Origin of the sequence: Pseudidiomarina andamanensis (assembly GCF_009734345.1) — a bacterium.
Taxonomy (GTDB): Bacteria; Pseudomonadota; Gammaproteobacteria; order Enterobacterales; family Alteromonadaceae; genus Pseudidiomarina; species Pseudidiomarina andamanensis.
The window spans coordinates 981,454-1,006,826 of the sequence record NZ_CP032551.1 but is presented as its reverse complement, the minus strand read 5'-3'; the positions used below and the strand labels follow the sequence as shown (position 1 = coordinate 1,006,826).

General features: G+C 45.9%; 21 protein-coding genes and 2 tRNA genes. 15 read left to right on the top strand and 8 right to left on the bottom strand.

Annotated features, from left to right (window positions below; all coding sequences use genetic code 11):
• Window position 1 precedes the first annotated feature (1 nt).
• Window positions 2-1,615 carry a lytic transglycosylase gene (locus D3795_RS04820; RefSeq protein ID WP_375294526.1) on the bottom strand — a complete coding sequence of 538 codons (1,614 nt, stop codon included), beginning with the start codon at window positions 1,613-1,615 and terminating at the stop codon, window positions 2-4.
• Window positions 1,616-1,651: 36 nt separating this feature from the next.
• The gene (gene gloB, locus D3795_RS04815; protein ID WP_156266726.1) at window positions 1,652-2,365 is read right to left on the bottom strand and encodes a hydroxyacylglutathione hydrolase; all 714 of its coding nucleotides are present in this window, start codon (window positions 2,363-2,365) and stop codon (window positions 1,652-1,654) included.
• 65 nt (window positions 2,366-2,430) lie between these two features.
• Here gloB and D3795_RS04810 point away from each other — a divergent pair, with 65 nt between their 5' ends.
• The gene (locus D3795_RS04810; RefSeq protein ID WP_156266724.1) at window positions 2,431-3,177 is read left to right on the top strand and encodes a class I SAM-dependent methyltransferase; all 747 of its coding nucleotides are present in this window, start codon (window positions 2,431-2,433) and stop codon (window positions 3,175-3,177) included.
• Window positions 3,178-3,186: 9 nt separating this feature from the next.
• Window positions 3,187-3,582 carry a rhodanese-like domain-containing protein gene (locus tag D3795_RS04805; RefSeq protein ID WP_156266722.1) on the top strand — a complete coding sequence of 132 codons (396 nt, stop codon included), beginning with the start codon at window positions 3,187-3,189 and terminating at the stop codon, window positions 3,580-3,582.
• On the opposite strand, the gene rnhA is transcribed toward D3795_RS04805, so the two are convergent.
• A complete protein-coding gene (gene rnhA, locus D3795_RS04800; RefSeq protein WP_156266720.1) occupies window positions 3,583-4,053 on the bottom strand; it encodes a ribonuclease HI in 471 nt (156 codons plus the stop codon).
• A 210-nt stretch (window positions 4,054-4,263) separates the two neighbouring features.
• On the opposite strand from rnhA, the gene dnaQ reads away from it, so the two are divergent.
• The 8 genes from dnaQ to D3795_RS04760 all read left to right on the top strand — a co-directional run bounded on the left by dnaQ (window position 4,264) and on the right by D3795_RS04760 (window position 14,361).
• The gene (gene dnaQ, locus D3795_RS04795) at window positions 4,264-4,950 is read left to right on the top strand and encodes a DNA polymerase III subunit epsilon (protein WP_156266718.1); all 687 of its coding nucleotides are present in this window, start codon (window positions 4,264-4,266) and stop codon (window positions 4,948-4,950) included.
• Between the two features lie 144 nt (window positions 4,951-5,094).
• Window positions 5,095-5,171, top strand: a tRNA-Asp gene (locus D3795_RS04790).
• A gap of 29 nt (window positions 5,172-5,200) precedes the next feature.
• Window positions 5,201-5,277 (top strand) — tRNA-Asp (locus D3795_RS04785).
• Window positions 5,278-5,316: 39 nt separating this feature from the next.
• Window positions 5,317-5,664, top strand: coding sequence for a YkgJ family cysteine cluster protein (locus D3795_RS04780; protein ID WP_156266716.1), 348 nt, complete (start codon window positions 5,317-5,319; stop codon window positions 5,662-5,664).
• Between the two features lie 112 nt (window positions 5,665-5,776).
• On the top strand, window positions 5,777-7,969 hold the full coding sequence (locus D3795_RS04775; protein ID WP_156266714.1) for a M3 family metallopeptidase: 2,193 nt from the start codon (window positions 5,777-5,779) through the stop codon (window positions 7,967-7,969).
• A 181-nt stretch (window positions 7,970-8,150) separates the two neighbouring features.
• Entirely contained in the window at window positions 8,151-10,745 is a 2,595-nt protein-coding gene (locus tag D3795_RS04770) for a TonB-dependent receptor plug domain-containing protein (RefSeq protein ID WP_156266712.1), read from the top strand.
• A 100-nt stretch (window positions 10,746-10,845) separates the two neighbouring features.
• Entirely contained in the window at window positions 10,846-12,051 is a 1,206-nt protein-coding gene (locus D3795_RS04765; protein ID WP_156266710.1) for an EAL and HDOD domain-containing protein, read from the top strand.
• Between the two features lie 84 nt (window positions 12,052-12,135).
• On the top strand, window positions 12,136-14,361 hold the full coding sequence (locus tag D3795_RS04760; protein ID WP_156266708.1) for an NADP-dependent isocitrate dehydrogenase: 2,226 nt from the start codon (window positions 12,136-12,138) through the stop codon (window positions 14,359-14,361).
• 53 nt (window positions 14,362-14,414) lie between these two features.
• Here D3795_RS04760 and D3795_RS04755 read toward each other — a convergent pair whose 3' ends face one another.
• Complete coding sequence (locus tag D3795_RS04755) at window positions 14,415-14,963, bottom strand: Hsp20/alpha crystallin family protein (protein WP_173020991.1); 549 nt, start codon at window positions 14,961-14,963, stop codon at window positions 14,415-14,417.
• A 153-nt stretch (window positions 14,964-15,116) separates the two neighbouring features.
• Here D3795_RS04755 and D3795_RS04750 point away from each other — a divergent pair, with 153 nt between their 5' ends.
• On the top strand, window positions 15,117-15,359 hold the full coding sequence (locus D3795_RS04750; protein WP_156266706.1) for a hypothetical protein: 243 nt from the start codon (window positions 15,117-15,119) through the stop codon (window positions 15,357-15,359).
• A 31-nt stretch (window positions 15,360-15,390) separates the two neighbouring features.
• On the opposite strand, the gene D3795_RS04745 is transcribed toward D3795_RS04750, so the two are convergent.
• From D3795_RS04745 to D3795_RS04730, 4 genes are read right to left on the bottom strand one after another with little or no spacing between them, the layout of a single operon-like run.
• A complete protein-coding gene (locus D3795_RS04745; RefSeq protein WP_156266704.1) occupies window positions 15,391-15,987 on the bottom strand; it encodes an ABC-type transport auxiliary lipoprotein family protein in 597 nt (198 codons plus the stop codon).
• Window positions 15,984-16,871 carry an MlaD family protein gene (locus D3795_RS04740; RefSeq protein WP_156266702.1) on the bottom strand — a complete coding sequence of 296 codons (888 nt, stop codon included), beginning with the start codon at window positions 16,869-16,871 and terminating at the stop codon, window positions 15,984-15,986. The genes D3795_RS04745 and D3795_RS04740 overlap by 4 nt, the downstream gene beginning before the upstream one ends.
• Before the next feature lie 3 nt (window positions 16,872-16,874).
• Complete coding sequence (locus tag D3795_RS04735; RefSeq protein WP_156266700.1) at window positions 16,875-17,633, bottom strand: ABC transporter ATP-binding protein; 759 nt, start codon at window positions 17,631-17,633, stop codon at window positions 16,875-16,877.
• Window positions 17,633-18,754 (bottom strand): MlaE family ABC transporter permease, encoded by a 1,122-nt coding sequence (locus tag D3795_RS04730; protein WP_156266698.1) that lies wholly within the window; start codon window positions 18,752-18,754, stop codon window positions 17,633-17,635. Before D3795_RS04730 ends, D3795_RS04735 begins: the two co-directional genes overlap by 1 nt.
• Before the next feature lie 171 nt (window positions 18,755-18,925).
• Here D3795_RS04730 and dnaE point away from each other — a divergent pair, with 171 nt between their 5' ends.
• From dnaE to D3795_RS04710, 4 genes are read left to right on the top strand one after another with little or no spacing between them, the layout of a single operon-like run.
• On the top strand, window positions 18,926-22,429 hold the full coding sequence (gene dnaE / locus D3795_RS04725; protein ID WP_156266696.1) for a DNA polymerase III subunit alpha: 3,504 nt from the start codon (window positions 18,926-18,928) through the stop codon (window positions 22,427-22,429).
• Window positions 22,430-22,447: 18 nt separating this feature from the next.
• Complete coding sequence (gene accA / locus D3795_RS04720) at window positions 22,448-23,404, top strand: acetyl-CoA carboxylase carboxyl transferase subunit alpha (protein WP_156266694.1); 957 nt, start codon at window positions 22,448-22,450, stop codon at window positions 23,402-23,404.
• 16 nt (window positions 23,405-23,420) lie between these two features.
• A complete protein-coding gene (gene tilS, locus D3795_RS04715) occupies window positions 23,421-24,464 on the top strand; it encodes a tRNA lysidine(34) synthetase TilS (protein WP_156266692.1) in 1,044 nt (347 codons plus the stop codon).
• A gap of 26 nt (window positions 24,465-24,490) precedes the next feature.
• Window positions 24,491-25,372 carry a DMT family transporter gene (locus tag D3795_RS04710; protein ID WP_156266688.1) on the top strand — a complete coding sequence of 294 codons (882 nt, stop codon included), beginning with the start codon at window positions 24,491-24,493 and terminating at the stop codon, window positions 25,370-25,372.
• Window position 25,373 lies beyond the last annotated feature (1 nt).

Below are 25,373 nucleotides of genomic sequence, written 5' to 3'. Positions count from 1 at the left end.
ATTAAGACTGCGTATTGAGTCGGGTCACGTCAACATAAAGTTTGAGTTGCTGACCCGGCTGCAAGTAATTACTTCTACTAATTTGATTCCACTTTTCAATATCGGCAATAGTGACATTGAAGCGCGAAGCAATGCGTGCCAGTGAATCACCTGAGCGCACTTTGTAGTTCAGGCTACGTACAACGCCAGACGGTTTTTCTGACTGCGGCAACCACACCACTAGCTTTCTACCCGGGCGTAATGGGTCAGTCGGAGCCATGCCATTCCAACTCGCTAATTTACGTAAGTTGACGTTGTATTCACGACTAATATCCCAAAGGGTGTCGCCGCGCACAACTTCGTGTTCTACCTTAAAGGCGCCTCGAGATTCTGACTGTTTCGTCACTAATCGTTGCTCTGCCGACAGGCTGTAATCATCTAGATCACGGGTAGCGATCGGCACTAATAAGTGGTCGCCAGCGCGAATGATATGACCGGAAATATTGTTTGCCTGCTGAATCGCTTTTGCCGTTGTATGATATTGCTTCGCGATAACTAACAAGCTTTCACCCGATTTCACTTTATGACGAGTCCATTGAACAAGGTCTTTGCTATCGGCATTAGCTAACCAAGTTTGCAATTTCTCGGCGTGTTCAATAGGTAGTAACAAGCGGTGCGGACCCACCGGATCAGTTGCCCAGCGATTATAGGCTGAGTTGTAATGGTGCAAGGTATCTAAATCGAGCTCAGCCATTTCTGCGGCTTTCGCTAAATCGATCTGGCTTTGCGCTTCGACAATGGCTAAATAGGGCTTATTGTCGATAGGTAGCCAGTGTTGTGCGTAGTCGTCATAATTTTTTAAAATATCAGCCAATGCCAACAGTTTCGGGACATAGGCTCTTGTTTCGCGTGGCAAATCAAGTGACCAAAAATCAGTTGGTTTGCCAGCTCGCTTATTCTTACGAATAGCATTCGCCACGCGACCTTCGCCAGAGTTATATGCCGCAAGAGCGTGCAACCAATCACCGTCGAAACGTTTCTGAAGGGCATCGAGATAATCAAGCGCTGCATGGGTAGCAGCATAAACATCACGGCGGCCGTCGTACCACCAATTGATTTCTAAGCCATAATGGCGCGCAGTTCCTGGAATAAACTGCCAAACGCCGGCTGCGCGCCCATGCGAGTAGGCAAATGGATCAAAAGCACTCTCTACAATTGGCAGAAGCGCTAATTCGAGAGGCATATTTCGCCGCTCAATTTCGTCAACAATTAAGTACATGAAAGGTTGGGCACGTTTAGCAACTCGCTCCATATAGGTTGGGTGCTTCAGGTACCAATTACGCTGGCTGACAAGGCGCGGAACCTCAGGTGCTTCAAACGTCAGCTGGCGCTTAATACGAAACCATAAATCAGCTTCTTGTTGTGGCGTTAGCTCAACTTCAACAGGTTCACTGACAATTTCTTCAGGCTCAAGCGAATGGGGTTTCGCTTCAGCGACCGGCGTAGCAACAGGTTCCTCTGGAACCGTCTTTACACTAACGTCGGTGTCAGCGGAGTCGCTTTGCCACGGTAATACCGAACAACCGCTAAGTAAGCCAGAGGAAATTGCTATCGCTAACCATTTTTTCATGTACATCATTCCAAAACTCTAATTTGCAGGCAGTTTACGGGATTAGAACTGGTCTTTCCACTGTCGTAATCGTGCGAATTCATCAGCATTAGCGGCCCGCAAAAATGGATTTATTTGTTTTTCTAAGCCAATCGTGCTCGGCAACGTCTTTAAACCGTGTTCACGAAGTGCCTTAACTTGAGTACTATACTGATGTATGTCCTGATTTTCAGGTTCTGCGGCTAGCGCAAACTCTAAGTTAGCCGCAGTATACTCATGAGCACAATAGACGTTGGTAGACTCAGGTAGTTCAGCTAAGCACTGTAAAGATTTGTGAAACTGTTCTGCAGTTCCTTCAAACATGCGTCCACAACCGGCGGAAAATAAGGTGTCACCGACAAAAGCGTGGCCCGGCGTATAAAAGCAAATGTGATCTAATGTGTGGCCCGGTGTGGTGAAAACAGTATAGGCGCGGTCGTCTCCGTCGACAGAAAATCGTTCGAGATGGCCAAGAGGTATGGTTATACCTTCGATATGGCCACCGCGAGGTCCATAAACCGGTACCTGATAATCACGTAGCAGATCCATCAACCCATTGGTGTGATCCCAGTGATGGTGGGTGATAAAAAACGCCATAATGCCGATGTCATGGCCTTTAAGCCATTGCCTTACGGGTTCAGCTTCGCCTGGGTCAACGATAATCGCATCAGAACCGGCGTATGGCTGAATGGCCCAAATATAGTTATCATCAAAGGCAGGAATAGCAGCTACATGCATGAAATCACCTAGAAGTTAAATGTCTATAAACACTTTATAGGTCGAGATTATAAAGGGGGCAAGCAATGATGTTAATGCCTGCACGTCGGGCAAGTGCTACGGCGGCGCCTACGAGTTGGTCGCAACTGCCCCACGGTGAATGGTTAAAAGAGGAATTAAGTCATGCGTTGGCACCGCATTGCGCAAAGATCTTTGGCTATTATCTAGCGCGGGTTGGCCATTTATCAAAGAGCTTGGAAATGCCTGAATTACGTGTTCGCCATCAGTTTTCTGCGGCAAAAACGGAAGGGGCTGATATCCAAACAGATCTCGAGTATTGGCCCTTTGCTGAAGGTGTGCTTGATGGTGTCATGATGATTGGCCAACTTGAATTTGAGCGAGATCCTCACCAAGTATTAAGAGAAATCAGTCGTAGTTTGATTGCCGATGGTCATTTGATTTTGGCGGGATTTAATCCATTGAGTCCGGCGACAATAACCGGACTGTGGCCGTCGAACATGTCTAAGCCGCCTTGGAGTGGGCGTTATTTTAGCAAAGCACGTATTAATGATTGGCTGTCTCTGTTAAATTTTGAAATAGTTGGCTGTGGTTATGTTGCGCCGACCATGATGATTCCGAAAACAGCATCCGCCAATTTCGGATTGAAACATGTATCGCGGTTCATTCCACAAGTTGGCGCAATGTATTATGTGGTCGCAAGAAAACGAGAATTTCCATTAACAGTTGTTCGAAATAAACAACGAGCCAAACCACCAGTGAACGCATTGCCGCTTGCTAATCGTGTGAAATCGCCTGATGTAGAACCCAAATAGGAGTTATTGATGTTAAGTTCTCAAGAATTATGTGCCCAAGCACGCTCAAATGTATCTGAAATTGATGTTCATGAATTGCAGCAAAAAATAGCTGAAGGAGCACGTGTCATTGACGTTCGTGAACCGGGCGAGTTTGCTGCCGGACATATTCGTCAAGCGGTGAACATGCCGCGTGGCGTATTAGAAATGCAAATTAATCAACATCCTGCAGTGGCTGGCTACGAAGATGCGCTACAGCGAATTGCTGCCGAACCACTTTATTTGATTTGTCGTTCAGGTGGGCGTTCAGCTTTAGCAGCGGAGTCGTTAGTGCGCATGGGATTTGATCAAGCCAAAGTTATTTCCGTTGCAGGGGGTATGCAAGCTTGGGAAGAAGCGAAATACCCGCAAGTGGCCGGTGAGTAATTAATCACTAGGCACAAACCCCGTGTCGTCAAGAAGCGTTGAGCTCTCTGCCGCGGCACGGGCTAATACATCACACCGTTCATTTTGTGGGTGGCCATTGTGGCCTTTTACCCAGTCCCAACGAATTGTGTGACGCGTTGTTGCCGCATCTAAAGCTTGCCATAAATCAGCGTTTTTAACCGGCTTCTTGGCCGAAGTACGCCACCCGTTTTTCTTCCAATTATGAATCCAAGTTTGAATGCCTTGGCGCAAGTACTGACTGTCAGTGGTTAGAATGACATCGCAAGGGCGTTTAAGCGCTTCTAACCCTTTAATTGCGGCAAGCATTTCCATACGGTTATTGGTGGTTAATTTGTATCCAGCTGCGAGTTCTTTTTTGTGCTCACCATATTCAATCACAATGCCGTATCCGCCTGGCCCCGGGTTGCCGAGACATGAGCCGTCAGTATAAATATGTACTTTCTTAGACATGAGAGCGTTACTCGTTATTCGTTAATCGTTGTTAGTTATTCGAGAAACCGAGTCTAGCAGATATGTAGTTTAAAGTGCGTTAGATAATTTTAAATGTATTTACTTGTTCCAGTTCAACAAAACAAGCACACTAACAACGATTAACGATTAACGATTAACGATTAACGATTAACGATTAACGATTAACGAATAACGAATAACGGAATCCCCATGCGACAGATAATTCTCGATACAGAAACTACTGGCTTAGATCCAGCACAAGGCCACCGTATTATCGAAATCGGTGCGGTCGAGGTGATTCGCCGAAAACTTACTGGTCGCACCTTTCATGTCTATATCAATCCGCAACGCGTCGTCGAGCAAGAAGCGATAGAAGTTCACGGTATTACCAATGAGTTTCTAGAGGATAAGCCGGTTTTTGCACAGATAGCCGATGAATTCCTCGCTTTTATTGAAGGCGCTGAGCTTGTTATTCACAATGCGGCGTTTGATGTCGGCTTTATTGACCACGAATTTCGGCTGTTGCGTAACGGCTTTGGCAAGACAACCGATTACTGTACCGTTCTTGATACATTAATGTTGGCTCGCGAAAAGCGGCCGGGTCAGAAGAATAATCTTGACGCATTATGTCGAGCATACGGTATTGATAACTCGAATCGAACCTTTCACGGCGCACTTTTGGATGCGGAATTACTAGCGGATGTTTACCTGTTTATGACAGGGGGGCAGACCAAACTCGAGTTGGCAGCAAAAAACATAAATTCGCAAGGTGCACAAACTAGCGGCTGGACACGAATAGAGAATAAGCCACCGTTGAAAGTCGTGAACGCAACGGCAGAAGAAGAGCAACAACATCAAGCTCGATTGCAGCTTATTCAAAATCATATTTGGTCATAAAAGCTCTACTTTTTGCCAGTTTTGATGGTTTTTCAGGCAAACGAATCAAAAGTTGAAAAAAAAGGTTGACGATAGAATCTGGCGCTCGTAATATTCGCTCCGCATTCAGGGGGACCCATCCGGGAAACTCGGAATCAGGAAAGCGGAGCGGTAGTTCAGTTGGTTAGAATACCGGCCTGTCACGCCGGGGGTCGCGGGTTCGAGTCCCGTCCGCTCCGCCACTTTCCTGAAATTGGTTTCATACCGCTGCGGAGCGGTAGTTCAGTTGGTTAGAATACCGGCCTGTCACGCCGGGGGTCGCGGGTTCGAGTCCCGTCCGCTCCGCCATTTCAAACGATTATCTTGTCTTTATTGGAGTGTCGTGCGATGAGTTTGGCTAACGCCTGCTTGACGTGTGGGGCTTGCTGCGCGTCGTATCGTGTGTCGTTTTATTGGGGCGAAGCTACTGGCGCTCCGGAAGGTTATGTTCCAAGCGAACTGACTGAATCTTTTCATCCCCATCTATTGTGCATGCAAGGCACGAACCAAAAACATCCTCGTTGCGTGGCGCTCGAAGGTGAAGTTGGACAACACGTGAGTTGCTCTATCTACGCTAATCGTCCTAGCCCATGTCGTGAATTTGAGATGTCGGTAAACGGCTCTAACCCTTACTGTGATAAAGCACGGGCAAAATATGGCCTAAGTCAGCTTATTCCTGTGCAAGAAGTAGCCTAGAAGCCAGCAGATTGGGGCAAATTGTTACAATTGTGCCATGAACGGCTCTTGAGCGTTATTGCTAGGAGGGGTACATTAGTACGGTTAAATACAATCACAAGGGAGAATCATTATGCGCAAGAGCCTAATCGCTGTTGCTATTGGCGCGGCATTAACGGTTGCCGCATGTTCAGATAAAGATGCAACTCAGCAAGTAACTGATACGGCACAAACTGAACAGTCGCAGACTCAACAAGCACAGACTGCTGAATTCAATCAAAGTAACCCATTCTATGCAGAGAGCACGCTACCATACAATGCTCCTGACTTTTCAAAAATCAAATTTGAACATTACAAGCCAGCTTTTGAAGCCGGTATGGCGGAGCATGCTGAAGAAATTGAAGCCATCGCGACAAACTCTGAAGCGCCAACGTTTGAAAATACCATTGTTGCAATGGAAAAATCAGGCGCATTGCTAGGCCGAGTCTCTTCAGTGTTTTATAACGTAGCTGGCTCTAACGGCAATGACGATACGCGCGCACTGCAAGGTGAATTAGCACCAAAAATGGCTGCGCACCGTGACAACATTATGCTGAATCCTGAATTGTTTGCGCGCGTGAAGGCTGTTTACGAGAATCGCGATAGTCTTGAAGGTGAAGCACTACGTTTAGTTGAAGATACGTACAAAGGTTTTGTCCGTGCTGGCGCTGAATTAAACGACGAAGCGAAAGCACAAATTCGTGAAATTAATAGCGAAATTTCATCATTAACCACTGAGTTTCAACGTAACCTGATGAATCTTGCAAAAGAGAACATGGTTATTGTTGAAGATAAAGCACAGCTTGCTGGTTTGAGTGATGCAGAAATTAAGCAACTTGCTGACGCTGCTGCAGCGGCGGGTCATGAAGGCAAGTATGTTATTTCTATTACCAACACGACACGTCAGCCAATTCTTTCATCGCTAGAGAATCGTGAATTGCGTCAACGCGTATGGGAAGCTTCAGCATACCGTGGTACTGGTAATACAGAGACTGATAACCGCCCACTCGTGAAGCGTCTTGCCGAATTGCGTGCCGAGAAAGCTCAGCTTTTAGGTTACGATAACTGGGGTAAGTACGTACTTGAAACTAGCATGGCCGGTACACCAGAAGCTGCACAAAAAATGCTTCGTGACCTCGTACCAGCTGTTGTTAGTAACGTTGAAGCGGAAAAAGCCGAAATCCAAGCGATGATTGACGCAGAAGGCGGCGACTTCGAAGTACAGCCTTGGGATTGGGCATACTATGCGGAAAAAGTACGCGCTGAAAAATATGCGCTAGACGCTGAAGAAGTGAAGAAGTACTTTGAATTCAACCGCGTTGTTGAAGACGGTGTATTCTTTGCAATGAACCAGCTTTTCGGTATTACGTTTGATCAGCGTGACGATATTCCGACTTACGGCGACAATATTCGTGTATACGAAGTGAAAGATATCGATGGTGAAACGCTCGGTTTGTTTTACGGCGACTGGTTCACGCGTGATGGTAAGCGCGGTGGCGCGTGGATGAGTTCATTTGTGAGCCAATCGAATTTGCTTGATAAGAAGCCAGTTATCTTGAACAACCAAAACATCAAAAAAGCAGCCGAAGGCCCAACCTTCCTGAGCTTTGATGAAGTTAGTACTATGTTCCATGAAATGGGTCACGGTCTTCACGGTATGTTCTCTGATGTAATGTATCCATCATTGGCTGGTACATCTGTATCGCGTGACTACGTAGAATTCCCGTCAACTTTCCAAGAAGACTGGATGTTGAACGAGAAAGTGTTGAATAACTTTGCGAAACATTATGAAACTGGCGAGCCAATGCCAAAAGAGTTGCTCGACAAGGTGATGGCAGCGAAGAACTTTAACATGGGCTATGACACGCTTGAATATATTGCGTCAGCTCTGTTGGACTTCGAATACCACACGTTAACGCCAGAAGCCGCTGCGAGCATTGAAGATGTAGCAGCTTTTGAAGCCGCAGCGTTAGAGCGAAATGGGGTTGCAGTTGATGCGGTGCCACCGCGCTACAAGTCAACTTTCTTCGCTCACGTATTCGCTGGTGGCTATTCAGCTGGTTACTACGCTTATATGTGGTCTGAAATTTTAGCTGCCGATGCATTCAAATATATGCAAGAGCAGGGTGGCTTGACGTTGGAAAATGGTCAGAAGTTCCGTGAGACCATTCTTTCTCAAGGAAACAGCAAAGACCCAATGCAGCAATACATTGATTTCCGTGGGCAAGAGCCAACCGGTGAAGCGCTTCTTGAGCGTCGCGGCTTAACGGCACCGAAAATCGATTAACATAAATACAAAGTTAAAAAGGGGTAAAGCTTCGGCTTTACCCCTTTTTTTTGTTTATTAAATGGCTGAATACTGTCTATAAGATAATGTTTACACTTGAAAAGTTGATTTTTATCAATAATGAATCATAAATAAAGATGGCCAATTGGTCACATTAATAAAACAACCAGGGAACAATATTATGACAATTTCGAACAAGTCATTTAACTTATCGCTGAGTGCTCTTGCTGTTGCATCACTACTGCCTAGCGTTGCTACGGCACAAGATCAATCAGACAATCAGAATGCTGAAGAGGCGCAAGAACGGATTATTGTTACGGGTTCACGCATCAACCGTACTGACATGGAAACGGCTTCACCGATTGATATTATTTCTCGCGACGACATTGAAGCGTCTGGTTTCTCAAATCTTCAACAAATTCTAGAACGTTCACCGGCTGCCGGTGCAGGAACGTTCTCAACGCGCGGAAATAGCCAAGACTCAACGGCAAACGGTGGCGCAGCGGTTAGTTTGCGTGGTTTCGGTGCCGATGCAACATTAGTGTTAGTCAACGGTCGTCGAGTGAACGTATCAGCCTTCGCTGAGGGCGTCGCTAATTCCTTTGTTGATATTAATACCATTCCAGTATCTGCTATTGAGCGCATTGATATCTTAAAAGATGGTGCGTCAGCGTTATATGGTTCAGATGCGGTGGCTGGTGTGGTTAACGTTATCTTGCGTAAAGATTTCGATGGAATGGAGTTAAGCCTAAGCCATGGTGGTACAACAGGCCCAAGTTATGATGAAACCTCAATGAGCACAGTTTGGGGCACCAGCTCAGGGCGAAATAATACGACAGTTATTTTTGATTATTATCGCAATACGTCAATTATGGGCAGTGAAATGGGGCGCTTCGGCACGGCAAACCAAGCACCATACGGCGGTAATGACTTCCGTTCATCTCGCGGATATCCAGGTAACTTTATCCTCAATGGCGAAGTTGTGATTGATCCGGGTTGTCCTGCAGAAAACACGTTTGGTCAAACGTGTGTGTATGACTACGGTCCATCAACCATGACCTGGCCAGAGGCTGAGCGAGTCGGTGCAATGGTTTTGTCAAACTTTGAAGTGAGTGCGGATGTTGATGCTTACATTGAGTTTGCTGTACAGCACAACACGTCAAAAGCTGGCGGTGCGGCAACACCACTTGACGGTGACGCTGGTTTATATGTACCAGCAGATCATCCAAACAACCCATTTGGCGAATACGTCGATATTAATCGCTATAGAACAGTGGATGCTGGCAACCGTGTTTGGGATATTGAATCCGACACATTGCGTTTCGTAGCGGGATTACGCGGCATGCTCGGCGCTTGGGATTGGGATGTTTCAGCAACCAAAGCACGTAGTCGTGGATTGCAAACAGGAAGCAAAGACCAAGGTTGGGTGCGCACTGACTTCCTGCAAGAAGAAATCAACGCTGGTCGATACAATCCATTTGGCGGTGTGACGAATGATCCAGAAGTGATTGATGCTATTACAACCAGCCTTGTGCGACGTGGTGAATCTCACCTGACTGCCCTAGATGGAAGCATTACTGGTGAATTATTCAAACTCGGTGATAACTTTGTGTCTATGGCTGCTGGTTTTGAATATCGCGAAGAAGATGTTGTTGATACGCCAGATGATCAATTCCAGCGCGGCTTGATTTTTGGTACTGAGTCGGTATCTGCTCAAGCAGAACGTGATCAATGGGCAGCGTATGCCGAGTTTTTAGTGCCGGTTGGCGACGCTGTAGAGGTTAGCTTAGCCGTTCGCCACGATGATTACAGTGACTTTGGTTCAAGTACTAATCCGCAAGGTAAAATTCAATGGTTTGTTAGCGATGACTTTACTTTACGGGCTTCAGCCGGTACCGGTTTCCGTGCCCCCTCGTTGGCACAAATTGGCCTAGGCCCATCGCAAGTATCACAGTTCTTTACTGATACGTATCGCTGTCCAACCCCAGATCCAAGCAATCCTGCTTGTGCCGCAACCGATTACACCATTGTATTTAGCGGTAACCCAGACCTCGAAGCTGAAGAGTCTGAAAGTTGGAATATTGGTGGTGTTTGGCAGATCAATGAGGCATGGGATATCAGTGCTGACTATTGGTCGATTACTCAAGACAATAAAATTGATCGGAACGATTTCGAGTTGGTTTACGAGGCTGAATGTGATGACCAAAACAGCACGATTTGTGTCCGTTTAGACCCGTTACCAGGTCAAGAACTTGGTTCTCTATCAACCTTATACAACAGCTACATCAATATCAGTTCTCAAGAAGCAAGCGGTCTAGACCTCTCCACAAACTACTTGATGTCATTAAGCGACATGGGTGATCTTAAGTTTGCATTAGATTGGACCTACATGACCAAGTTTGAGAAAAATGGCATTGATTATGCAGGTGAGTACAACTATCCAGAACACCGCTGGATTGGTAGTGTCGACTGGAGTCGCGATGCTTGGGGTGCAACCGCAATCGTCACTTACATTGGTGAGTTTGAAGACTATCAATCGCCGCAAGATGTTGAAGCAAGCAAAGCACGTACGGTCGACGCCATGATGCTACTTGATTTGCAAATGCGTTACGACTTTAGCCAAACCACGCGATTAACTTTTGGTGCTAACAACGTGCTAGACGAAGAGCCGCCATTTGCAATTGGTGATGGTGATGGCGACTTATATGGTTATGCATCAAGTGTTCATAATCCACGTGGTGCGTTCTTATATGCCAAGGTGAACTTCAAGTTCTAACATCGTAAAAAACCTTATTGAAAGGAGGACGGAGCTAGCTCTGTCCTCCTTTTTTTGATATATAGGATGGTAAATAATTTGTAATCTATCGAGTACGAGAATGTCCGAGATTCTATTTGCTTCGCAGCCTATCTATGACCGTAACAATGAGATTTATGCACATGAATTATTGTATCGCCATGAAAATGGGATCAGTGCATTTGAAGTTGGAGATAGCGTCGCAACAAGCGAAGTTTTATATAACCTCTGCACTGGGCTGCTCGATTACGTTGAACACGTAAAACTGCCGATATGTGTGAATGTCTCCACTGAGTTTCTCCTTTCTGGGTTGTTTCTTCCTTTAGCTCCTGATCACGTCATTGTTGAGTTAGTTGAACGAATTGAGCCTACCGCAGAGATAATCGATGCAATTAAACGTTGGGTGGATAAGGGCTTTCGTTTTGCGTTAGATGATTTTGAATTTCAAGAAAGTTGGACGCCGCTGCTGGAGTACGCATCCATTATCAAAGTGGATATTGAACGCACGCCGTTTGAAGTTGCGAAACAACGATTCGAAGAACTTAATGATCTGGATGCGTTATGGCTCGCTGAGCGCATCGAAGATGAAGCAACATACGAACAATATAAAGCACTCGGCTTTGATTTGTTTCAGGGCTATTTTCTAGCGCGACCGACACACGTTGAAGGCAAGCGTGTTCCATCTGCGGCTGCGACGCAATTAACTTTAGTGATTAATCAATTATTCAGTGATGAGCCCGAACTGTATGAAATTGTTGCTGCGTTGCAAACTGACCCGGTATTAGTTGTCAATTTGCTGCGCATTGCTAATAGTCCATATTACGGATTAACTCGCAAAATTGAATCTCTCAAAGAAGTTGTTATGTTGCTGGGATTAGAGCCACTGCGTAAATGGGTTTTATTAATCGTCTCGGTAAAAGGTCAAGCGCCAACAAAAACCAAATTAGTTTTAACTCGAGCTTACATGTGCAGTGAACTTGCTCGTAAAAAAGATCCGTTTAATCGACTCTCAGGGCCAGCTTTTTTGGTCGGCCTATTATCGGGATCTGATGTCTTACTTGGCATAGATAAAGATACATTTTTAGAAGACCTACACATTTCTGAAAATGTGCGCGAAGCAGTGCTGCAGCAGACCGGAGAACTCGGGAAGTATTTAACGAAAATACTCGATTTTGAATACGATTTAGCCATGAAAAATGAGCTTGAAGCGCACGGCGATCTATTCGATATCTATCAGCAATGTCACTTCTTAGTTGATGAATTACTGAGTAATGTCGCCATTGACTAATTGCTAAGCGCTAGTGATTACCGGCATATCCTGCTATAATTCGGGCCACTTTTTTCTGTCCTGAACTAATGAATAGGAATCACTATGTCGACTGATAGTTCAAAGATTATTTATACCGAAACTGATGAAGCACCACGTTTAGCAACGTATTCACTGTTGCCGATTATCCGTGCTTTTACTGATGCTGCAGGAGTTTCAGTAGAAACCCGCGATATCTCATTAGCTGGTCGTATTATTGCGAACTTCCCAGAATACTTGAAAGAAGAGCAACGCATTGGCGACGCTCTTGCTGAATTAGGTGAATTGGCGAAGACACCAGAAGCAAACATCATCAAGTTACCGAATATCAGTGCGTCGATTCCGCAGTTAACTGCAGCTATTAAAGAATTACAAGCACAGGGTTACAACCTACCGAATTACCCATTCGAGCCGCAAACCGATGAAGAGCGTGACGTTAAAGCGCGTTATGACAAAATCAAAGGTTCTGCAGTAAACCCAGTTCTTCGTGAAGGTAACTCAGACCGTCGCGCACCAGCGTCAGTCAAGAACTATGCGAAAAAGCATCCGCATCGCATGGGTGCCTGGTCAAAAGACTCACAAACTTACGTTGCCCACATGAGCGACGGTGATTTCTACAGCAGCGAACAATCAACCACGTTTGCACAAGCTGACGATCTTAAAATTGTGCTGAATACACCAGCTGGTCAAACGGTACTGAAAGATTCAGTGAAAGTATTAGCCGGCGAAGTTGTCGATGCGGCGCGTATGAGCGCGGCACAGTTGCGGGCTTTCTTTGCTAAAGAAACCGCTGCAGCCAAAGAGCAGGGCGTATTATTGTCGCTACACTTAAAAGCCACCATGATGAAAGTTTCTGACCCAATCATGTTTGGTCATGCGGTGAAAGTTTATTTCGCTGATGTATTTGCAAAGCATGCTGATTTGTTCAAGGAATTAGGTGTTGATGCGACCAATGGTTTTGGTGATGTATTAGCGAAAATCGCTGAACTGCCAGCAGATCAACGTGCTGAAGTAGAAGCTGATATCCAAGCTGTATATGACCAACAGCCAGAGTTAGCGATGGTGAACTCTGATAAGGGGATCACGAACTTACACGTGCCAAGTGATGTCATCATTGATGCCTCAATGCCAGCGATGATTCGCGATGGCGGTAAGATGTGGAACCGTGCTGGTAAAACTCAAGATACCTTAGCTATGATTCCAGATCGTTGTTACGCAGGTGTGTACCAAGCGACTATCGATTTCTGTAAAGCGCACGGTGCATTTGATCCGTCAACCATGGGTACTGTTCCAAACGTAGGTTTGATGGCGCAGAAAGCCGAAGAGTACGGTTCACACGATAAAACTTTCGAAATTCCAGCTAACGGTACCGTGGTTGTATTAAACCAAGCGGGTGAAACTGTATTTTCCCATGATGTTGAAAAAGGTGATATCTGGCGTATGTGTCAGGTGAAAGACGCGCCAATTCGTGATTGGGTGAAATTAGCGGTAAATCGTTCGCGTCTTAGCGGTATGCCAGCGGTTTTCTGGCTAGATGAAAACCGCGCACACGACGCTGAGCTCATCAAGAAAGTAAATGAGTACTTAAAAGAGCACGATACTGACGGTCTTGATTTACGTATTTTGGCACCAACTGAAGCGACCAAGCACACATTGGCACGCATGAAAGATGGTAAAGATACTATTTCTGTTACCGGTAACGTATTGCGTGACTACTTGACTGATTTGTTCCCAATTCTTGAGTTGGGTACGTCGGCGAAAATGTTGTCAATTGTTCCATTGATGAACGGTGGCGGCTTATTTGAGACGGGTGCCGGCGGTTCTGCTCCAAAACACGTACAGCAGTTTGTTGAAGAGAACTATTTGCGTTGGGATTCACTTGGTGAATTCTTGGCGTTGGCGGCGTCACTTGAGCATTTAGCACAGCGCAACAACAATGACCGTGCGCAAATTCTTGCTGATGCTCTTGATGCGGCAACCGCGAAGTTCTTAGAAAATGACAAATCACCGGCGCGTAAACTCGGCCAAATTGACAACCGTGGTAGTCACTTCTATCTCGGTATGTACTGGGCTGAAGCTCTTGCAGCGCAGAGCAAAGATACTGCACTAGCAGAGCGCTTTGGTAAACTCGCTAAGTTCTTAAACGAGAACGAAGTGAAGATTGTTGAAGAGCTTAACGGTGTACAAGGTCAGCCAGTTGAGATTGGTGGATACTACCAACCAAATGCTGATTTGGTTGATAAAGCGATGCGCCCATCAACGACATTGAACGGTGCTCTAGCTAATCTTTAATTTTATTACCGAGTAAATAAGAAAAGGGCATCTATATTGGATGCCCTTTTTTATTAAGAAATAGGGATATTGCGTTGGTGAGATGTCGTTTTCGATTTATCACGACCGATTGTAATCTTTAACACCCCATTTTTAAATTCTGCCGAAATAGAATTGGATTTCGCATCTTCGGGTAGGTTTAAAACACGTTGGAAGTGACCGTATCGACGCTCAATTGTGTGATAACTTTCGGCTTCTCGAGTTTCTTTTGATCGCTTTTCACCATGTATAACTAAGTGGTCGTTCTGAACTGAAACTTTTAAATCCTTTTGTTCAACACCAGGTAATTCCACACTAATCATATAGCTCTCGGCTGATTCACTGATATCAACTTTAGGTCGAAAAATAAGGTCTGTATTTTTCCAAAAGTCCATTTTGTGTTCGTCAAATAAGCTCGGAACGGTGAAGGTTTTAAAGGTGTCGTTGAGTAACCGATCAATTTCATCGTGAAAACGCGAAAAAGAAGAAGGTGAAGTAGAGCGACTCACCCCCTGTTGTGGTCTATCATTTTCGTGTTTAAACCAGTTCCACGGGGCTAATCGACTTAGGTTAGAATCATTCATTGTCATGATCCTCTAAGTTAAATTTAACTGTGTGCAGAGCACGAAGTTAACTATGGATCTGATTAAAAAATAATCAATGATAGTTATCAAAATTTTTCGCGATAGTGCTAAAATGAGCGCTCAATCTACGAATAAACTGATAAAGGACACCTAATGACTGACGCAGTCGAATATATTCAAAGCCCGTTATGCCAACATTACACGGCTGACGGCTTAACTGTGAGCATTGATATTTATCGTACCGAAGATAGTAATTGGATTCTTGAAATTGTTGATGCGGATAATAATTCGACAGTATGGGAAGATCATTTTGAGACTGATGCAGAAGCATTAGATGAAGCGCTCGATGCATTAAAGCAAGAGGGTATTCATGCGTTTGTCGGAACCTTCGGTTAAGAAGCTGAAGTACATAGATGGGTTAGCGGTGTCATAGCTCTGACGCCGCTAACCATTCAAGTAAACTCTCGCCAATTTTTAAACTTGCTGCACTTATCGCTGCAATCGCTTGACTTGTTTTTTCACCGGCCACAGGAACATGTGCAGTGAAACTTTCACTCTTGATTATCTTTCGCTGTTGCACGTCAATGAGCTGTGCATCATAACGCACCACCGCGATTGAACCCGCACTCGTTTCTTCAATATGTAGTGACTGTAGTCGCCCGGAAAGTTGCCAATCACTATCAAGCCCTTGTTGAGCTGAACTAATATGTTCAAATCGACTGTCTCGCCAAAGTGCATCAAGTAGCCAGCTTTGCCAGAGCGTCGCAATAGACGTACTCCATTTTGCGTTTGGATAGGCCAAGACACTGCCTTGGTCGGTGATGCGAACTATTCGCTCGAGCTGCAAAGCATCAGTAAGCTCGGGTTCGGCGATGCGTATATTCGATAACTGGACGGAATCGCTTGTAGTCACGCGTGCTGGTTGCAACGTATAAAAGTCGATAGGCTTGGCTTCCGGTAACACGCTACACCCTGTTGCAAAGAGCGCAATTCCAGCGGCGAGAGCAAGGTTTTTCAGCATCATGGTTGATATTCCTTCATTTGTTCCGTTTCAAAGCGAGCAGCTATGGCGTTCAAACGCTTCAGGGTAACCTGTAGCTCAAGCAAGGTTGGACCTACCTCCGCAATACCTGACATACCGGCATCAATATTGCCGCGATTTTGCTGCATTAATTCACTGAGTTGCTGGCTTGCATCGGCTAAATTTCCTAGGGTTTCGTCGGCTTTTTCAAAAAGTGGTGCGCTTCTCTCGGTTAATTCACTCTCTAATGACACGAGTGAATCGTTCAGTTGCTTGGTACTGTTTTGAAGGTTATCGAGTACTGATGCGAAATTCTGCGACTGTTCAGCAAGCTCACCACTAAAGGTGTCGACGTTGGTGAGAATAGATTCAATCGCTTGCATATTATCTTCGGAAAACAACCGATTTGCGTTGTTTATCATTTGACTCACACTAACGAACAGCTCTTCTGTATTGAGCCGCAACTGGGTTAATTCAGACGGCTCTGCCACAATTTCTGGCACCCCATTTTGATGGTTGATCGGCTCGCTCTTAGCGACGCTTTGTTCAAGCGCAATGCCACTTGAACCAGTGATGTTTAAAAGCGTTCTCGATGCCTTGGTTGCTTGTGTGATAGGCGTTTCTGCCGTAATGCGAATTCGAGCTCGAACCATACGGGCGTCATTGCTATCTAATCTCAGTTGAGTTACTTCGCCAACATTAATGCCATTAAATTGAACAGGGCTCCCAACGGTTAGCCCTGAAACAGGCTCTTTAAACAATACATCATAATTTTTATAGGCCTGCTCAGAGTCTGATTTGGCTAACCAAAGCGTGAAAGCGAGCCCTGCCAGAAGTAGTGCTAACGTTGCAAGACCAACAATAATATGGTGCGCTTTTGTTTCCATGGATTAGTTCTCCGAGGTAAAACCTGAGTGTTGAACGCGAAGCGGTTTATCGATAATCGCGCGGCCTCGAGGGCCGTGAAAATAGGACTGAATCCACTCATCGTTATGATTCGCCACATTAGCTAGGCTATCGATAGCGATAATACGCTTGTTAGAAAGTACGGCAATGCGATCGCAAATGGCATGGAGTGTATCAAGATCATGGGTGACTAAAACCACTGTTAAACCAAGTGCTTTTGATAGGGTTAAAATGAGTTGATCAAATGCTGCCGCACTTATTGGATCAAGCCCCGCAGTTGGCTCATCAAGAAATAACATATCAGGCTCTCGAATCAAAGCACGAGCCAGCGCAGCACGTTTTATCATGCCGCCCGAGAGTTCGGCCGGATAACGAGCGCCGGCAACTTTATCGAGCCCAACCAACGCAAGCTTCAAACTGGCAAGCTGTAAGGCTCGGGCGCGTGACAACGAGGTGTGCTCAAATAACGGTAATGCCACGTTTTCGACAACTGTCATTGAGGAAAACAGGGCGCCATGTTGGAACAAGACACCAATTTGTTTTGCCGCGAGGTTTATTGAGCCCGCGGCCGGCTTGTTTAATCCGATAGCGGTGCGAAGAAGCACTGACTTGCCAGCGCCTGAACCACCCACCAGTCCTAATATTTCCCCTGAATTCACTTCGAGATGGAGGTTCTCGTGAATAACAGAGCTCCCAAACCGATTGGTAATATTGTCGAGTGTCAAAATCGGTTGCGTCGTCATTACCACTGCATCTCCATGAAAAATAGGGCAGCAATAGCATCGAGTAGAATAACCGCGAACAATGCTTGAACCACACTTGAGGTTGTATGCTCGCCAATAGAGCGCGCGCTATTGGTCACCTTGAAGCCTTCAAGGCAGCCAATAATCGCAATGACAATCGCGAAAAATGGCGCTTTACTGATACCAACCCAAAAATGCCGAATCGGTACTTCATTGAGAATGGATAAATACTGCGTGATAGAGATATCTAAACTCGCAACCGCCACCGCAGCGCCACCGAGCAATCCCGCCAGAATAGAGACAAAACTTAACAGGGGAAGCATCACCAGTAACGCTAAAATACGCGGGATGACCAATAACTCAATCGCATCAAGTTTCTCGACACGCATGGCATCAAGCTCTTCATTGACTTTCATTGCGCCTATTTGAGCGGTAAATGAGCTGGCAGTTCGCCCGGCTAATAGAATCGCCGCCAACAATACGCCAAGCTCACGCATGAATCCAAATGCAACTAAATCGACCGTATAAATAGTCGCACCAAAATCACTTAACACCGTGGCACCTAGAAAGGCGACTACTGCGCCGACTAAAAAGCCCATCAAGGCAACTATCGGTATAGCGGCTAGTCCAGCTTGCTGCATATGGAAAAACCAAGATGTGAAACGCCATCGAGTGATGCGGGGTAGAATTTTTAACGTGGTCAATAAGACGCGACCAATAAAATTCATGAGCACAATAAATTGATAGCTTTGCCAAGAGACCCAAGCGCCGAGATCGGCGATAAAAGCATACCATGGCCTAACTACTTCAGCTGGTTCTGATTGCTGGGTTTGATAAGCACGCAGTAACTGATTAAAAATGTCACGATGGTGCTGCTTTAGCTGTGGTGCTGAATTTAGAAGTGTGGCGAGATGTTTGGGAGAGACCAAGTCGGTGACTAAACTTGCGGTGTTTAAATCAAGTCGCTTAAGGTCGCTGCAATCAAGCAGTACAATCGGCTGTTCAGTATTAAATTGGCGCAACATTTTCTGGATCTTTGAATAATGCTCAAAGCTCCACGAGCCAATTAACTTAAGTGACTGGTTTGAACTATCGTATTCAACAAAGCAAGATTCTGACATTGCGCTCAACTTAGTGATTCGATAAGGAAATACTATAACAACCTTTCAACTTTTAGTCAGTTTTTAGGCATTTTTTACAGGGTTTCGTTAAGGCTACAATCACTACATGACATACACTGATGCATGCGGCACAATAGGCAAATGATGACTAAATACTGTATGAAATAAAGCATGAGCGATGTAAACCAACCGCCTCAATTTATTCACCTGCGCATTCACAGCGATTTCTCAATGATCGATGGGCTAGCGAAGGTAAAACCAATTTGCGAAGCAACCGCAGCAATGGGGATGCCTGCACTGGCGTTGACCGACCAAATGAATATGTGCGGTTTGGTTCGATTCTATCGCACCACGCATGATAAGGGTCTAAAGCCAATCATCGGTTGCGATTTATGGGTGTTGCCAGAAGGCTGGACGACAGACTCCCAAGAAGAGCCATTTCGATTAACCGTACTCGCCATGAACAATGATGGCTATCAGCAACTGACACAATTAATTAGTCGTGGCTATTTGGCCGGACACCGCTGTGGCAAGCCTTGTATCAATCAAGAGTGGCTGGCAGAGTATCATCAAGGACTCATTCTCTTATCTGGTGGCCGAGAGGGCGACATCGGTCGCAAGTTACTTCAAAATCGTCACGCCGAAGCTCAACAATTACTACAGTTTTATCAGCAGTATTTTGCTGATCGTTTTTACCTTGAGTTACAGCGTACTGGGCGTGCCGGTGAAGATGAATATGTTCATGCAGCGGTTGCATTAGCTGCAGAAACCGATACACCGGTAGTGGCAACCAACGAAGTGATGTTTTTGAGGCCCGAAGATTTCACCGCACATGAGGTTCGTGTTGCCGTATCGGACGGTTATACACTAGATGACAAGCGTCGACCGAAGAAATATAGCTCAGAGCAATATTTAAAGAGTGCAGAAGAAATGGCTGAGTTGTTCTCAGACATTCCCGAGGCACTTGCCAATACTGTCGAAATTGCGAAACGGTGCAACGTGACGGTTAAGCTTGATGAGTATGTTCTACCTGAATTTCCGACCGGTGGTATGACACCGGAAGATTTTTTAGTGAAAAAATCACAAGAAGGCCTTGAGCAGCGGTTAGAAGTTTTATTCCCTGATCCGCAACAACGACTCGAATTACGCAAACCGTACGATGAACGTTTGAAGATAGAACTCGATGTAATCAACCAAATGGGGTTCCCGGGCTACTTCTTGATCGTGATGGAATTTATTCAGTGGTCAAAAGATAACAATATTCCGGTGGGGCCAGGACGAGGGTCAGGTGCAGGCTCGTTAGTCGCCTATGCGTTAAAAATTACTGATCTTGATCCACTTGAGCTCGACTTACTTTTCGAGCGATTCTTGAACCCAGAGCGGGTCTCGATGCCCGATTTCGATATCGATTTTTGTATGGACCGGCGTGACGAAGTGATTGACCACGTGGCCGAGTTATATGGACGTGAAGCGGTATCACAGATCATCACCTTTGGTACCATGGCCGCGAAAGCTTCCATTCGAGATGTGGGTCGTGTACTTGGTCACCCCTATGGCTTTGTGGATAAAATTACCAAGTTAGTTCCGGGTGATCCGGGTATGACGCTTGAGAAAGCCTTTGAGGTTGAATCACGACTAGTCGAAATGTACGAACAAGATGATGATGTTCGTGAAATTATCGACATGGCACGTATTCTTGAAGGCGTCACGCGAAATGCCGGTAAACACGCGGGTGGTGTGGTCATTGCACCAGAACGTATCACCGATTTCTCACCGTTGTATTGTGACGAAGAAGGCAAACAACCGGTCACGCAGTTTGATAAGAACGATGTGGAAGCGGCAGGACTGGTGAAGTTCGACTTCTTGGGGCTGCGCACGCTTACAATTATTCAATGGGCATTGGATATGGTTAATGCGAATCGTCAACGCGACGGTCAACCTGCCATTGATATTAACCACATACCACTTGATGATCCGGCTTGTTTTCGGCTATTGAAAAAAGGCGCAACGACTGCAGTATTCCAGTTGGAATCATCGGGCATGAAGCAGCTTATTAAAAAGCTTCTGCCGGATAGTTTTGAAGATATCATCGCATTGGTGGCTCTATTCCGACCAGGCCCTTTGCAATCAGGCATGGTTGATAACTTTATTGACCGTAAGCACGGACGCGAAGCAATATCTTATCCAGACAAAGATTATCAGCATGAATCACTGAAGCCGATTCTTGAGCCGACTTATGGCGTTATTCTCTATCAAGAGCAGGTGATGCAGATTGCTCAGGTTCTTGCAGGCTATTCGCTCGGTGGCGCTGATTTATTGCGACGTGCAATGGGTAAGAAAAAGCCTGAAGAGATGGCGAAGCAACGAGCGGTGTTTGAAGAAGGTGCTCGAAAGAATGGTATTGATGGCGATTTGGCAATCAAGATATTCGACCTGGTAGAAAAATTTGCAGGTTATGGTTTTAACAAATCGCACTCGGCTGCTTATGCTTTGGTTTCTTATCAAACGCTATGGATGAAGACCCATTATCCAGCTGAATTTATGGCCGCCGTGATGTCCGCTGATATGGACAACACCGATAAAATTGTCACCTTGGTTGATGAATGCGAAAACATGGGGCTGAAAGTACTGCCGCCAGATGTGAACGTGGGTCGTTATAAATTTACCGTGGATGAACAGCAGCGAATTGTCTACGGTATTGGCGCCATCAAAGGTGTCGGCGAAGGCCCAATTGAGGCCATTCTGGCGGCTCGCGAAGAAGGTTCATTTACCGATCTCTTTGATTTTTGTTGCCGTGTGGATTTGAAAAAGTTAAATCGCCGCGTACTCGAAAAGTTGATCAAAGCTGGCGCCATGGATTCACTCGGACCGCATCGAGCCACTATTATGGCTACCCTTGAAAAAGCCATGCGTCAGGCGGAACAGCACGCTCGCGCGGAAGCAATTGGGCAAAGTGATTTATTTGGTGTACTCGCTTCAACTGCCGATGATGTTGAAATTGAACATGAGTTTGTGCAAGTGCCGCCATGGCCGGAAGCAATGTGGTTAGAGGGCGAGCGTGAAACTCTTGGGCTATACTTAACGGGGCATCCGGTAAATCGATACCGCAAAGAGCTGAAAAACTATGTGCCATGCGTGCTAGCAGATGTGCGGCCGACGGGGCGCGATCAAACGACAACGGTTGCAGGCCTTGTGGTGGATGTACGCACGATGTTGAATCGGCAGAATCAACGCTGGGCAATTGTTACGTTACATGATAAAACCGCGCGATTTGATGTGCGTTTTTATGCTAAAGATTATGAAAATTATCAACACTTACTCGAAAAAGACCAAATTTTGGTGGTAAAAGGAGAGGTCAGCTTTGATGATTACTCCTCTGCCAATACAATGACGGCTCGAGAGGTGATGACCATTGTCGGCATGCGTGAGCAATATGCCAAAACTTTACGTTTGACAGTGCGTCACGAACAGTTAGAAGGGCAGGGCCTCACTCAATTAAAACAGTTGATTGAGCCTTTTAAACAGGGCACGTGCCCGTTGCACATCCGTTATGTGCGTCCAGATTTAACGGCAGACTATGTGGCGGCCACAGAATGGTATGTGACCCCAACCGATGAATTGATGTATGAGTTGCAGCAACAGCTTGGTCAGCAAGCGGTTGAACTCGAATTTTAATGGCAAATGGGAGCCATAATGAGTCTTAAATTTTTAGATTTTGAACAGCCTATTGCAGAACTTCAGGCGCAAATCGAAGAATTAAAAGCGGTTGGCGCAAAAGGCGATTTTGATATTTCTATTGAAGAGGAAATCGCCAAGCTTCAAGAGAAGCGTGAGCAATTAGTTGAGAAGATCTTTGGCGATTTGGGCGCTTGGCAGGTCGCGCAACTCGCGCGCCATCCGTTGCGTCCTTATACGCTTGATTACATTCAACACATTTTTGAAGACTTTGATGAGTTGGCCGGTGACCGAGCGTTTGCGAACGATGAGGCAATTGTTGGTGGTACCGCGCGTATTGGTGGCAAGCCAGTGATGGTTATCGGTCATCAAAAAGGTCGCGAAACCAAAGAGAAAATTCGCCGTAATTTCGGTATGCCAAAACCAGAGGGTTATCGCAAAGCGTTGCGCTTAATGGAAATGGCGGAGCGATTCAAACTGCCAATTATTACCTTTATCGACACGCCAGGCGCATACCCAGGTATCGGTGCTGAAGAACGTGGTCAATCAGAAGCCATTGCTCGTAACTTGAAAGTGATGGCGCGTTTGAATACGCCGATCATCTGTACTGTTATTGGTGAAGGTGGTTCTGGCGGCGCGCTCGCCATTGGTGTGGGTGACCGTGTAAACATGCTGCAGTACTCAACCTACTCGGTCATTTCACCTGAAGGCTGTGCATCTATTCTGTGGAAGAGTGCCGAGAAAGCACCTTTAGCAGCCGAAGCGATGGGCGTGACAGCGCAACGTTCAAAAGAACTCGGATTGATTGATTCAATTATTGCCGAGCCAATCGGTGGTGCACATCGTGACCATGAAGAAATGGCACGCCGTTTGAAAAAACAACTGCTAGCAGACCTCGATTCATTGGTAAATTTAGATAGTGCCGCTCGTCTTGAGCAGCGATATCAAAAACTGATGTCATTTGGTTATTGTTAACATGGAGTGATGCGCGTTGAATGATGCGACATCGACAAAAGATAGCAAAGGGGACAGCGGTAACGCTGATCCCCTTTATACGTTATTTAAGCAGCGTCTACTCGCCACTAAACTAGAACCGCGCCAGCAAATTATTGTGTGCCTTGGTGGCGGCGCGGATTCACAAACCGTGCTTGATTTAACCGACCAGTTTCGCCATGAGTTTCCGCAATTCAATTATTTGGCAGTGCATTTAGATCATGCATTTCACCCGAGCTCAGGAGCATGGGCTCAAGGGTTAGTAGACGACTGTCAACGGCGTAACTTCCCGATGATCTGTGAACCTCTGCACGTTGCTTCAGGAAGCCGTATCAGCAAAGAAGCTGCGGGACGCGAAGCAAGATATCAGCGCTTAAGCGAAATTGCTGAAGCCGATGCCTTGTTCCTGCTCGGTCAACACCGTAACGATCAAATTGAAACCTTTTTACTGCAGTTGAAGCGTGGCGCCGGGCCCAAGGGTTTAGCGGCAATGGCAATGCATAGTTACAAAGGTGATCAAAGTTGGTTAAGGCCGTTGTTGGATGTCAGTAAGGAAGATATTTATCGCTATGCGCATGCTCACCAGTTGTTCTGGGTTGAAGATGATACGAATTACGACACCAGTATCGAACGCAATTTCTTGCGCCATGAAGTGGTTCCGAAGTTAGAGGAGCGTTGGCCGCATTTTGGTCAAGCGGTGCTGCGAAGTGCGCAGCTGTGTAGCGAAACCCAGCAGTTGATGGAAGAGTTACTTGAAGACCGTGTGAAACCGCATATTGATAGTCATGGCAATTTAGCAACACGTTGGTTGCAACAGGCGAGTGAACAACTACAGCGAGGCGTATTGCGTTATTGGTTACAGACACAACAAGCAGCCATTCCATCCTTTGCCCAGCTTGAACAGCTACGCACGCAAATGTTGTTGACAACAAACGATGCGAACCCGTGTGTTGAATGGGCGAACTGCTCTGTGCAACGCATGACCGCAGATAACAAAGATAGACTTCTTGTTCTTACTAAAAAGTCGCGCTGGCGTGTGTAATTTCAGCCAATTGTTCAAGGGACAACATGGACCAGCGTAAAGCGATTATCTACGCGCTCGCCGCAGTGTTGCTGTGGTCGACAGTCGCAACGGCCTTTAAATTGGCATTGCGTTATTTAACCCCGTTGCAGTTACTCTCGATTGCTGCATTAACGAGCTTACTCACGTTTGCTGCCATTCTCTCAGTTCAACGACGCTGGCGCGAAGTCTGGCAAGTGGGGCGCACGCGTATTGGCTTCTATGCGCTACAAGGCTTTATTAACCCTGCTGCTTATTACTGGGTGCTGTTTGCGGCATATAACCAATTACCGGCGCAGCAAGCTCAAGCCATTAATTACACTTGGGCAATCACCATGTCGCTGCTAGCGGTACCGTTTTTAAACCAAAAGCTTACGGCAAAAGAGCTGTTTGCTATGCTGTTAGCGTATGTTGGCGTTTTTCTGATCGCCACTGGCGGTAATTGGGATTTCGCTCAAACCAACTGGATTGGCATTGGCTTAGCCTTATTCAGTACGTTGTTATGGGCAAGTTATTGGTTGTTGAACACAAAAAATACAGATAAACCGGTGCCAGCCCTGTTTTGGTGCTTTGCTTGGGGCAGCCTTTGGCTTGTGCTCTTCAATTTAATAAATACCAGTGTTGATACACAATCCAGTTACTTTAATGTTCCTTGGCAAGGTATTTGGGCGGGCGTCTATGTTGGTCTGTTTGAAATGGGTATCACGTTCTTCTTGTGGTTAACAGCCATGCGATTAGCGACGAAAACGGCCCAAATATCAACGTTAATTTTTTTGAGCCCATTTATTTCATTGATCTTAATTTATTTTATACTCGGTGAGACCATTCAAATAACCACACTCATTGGCTTATCGCTTATATGTGTTGGTTTATATCGACTCAGGGAGTGAC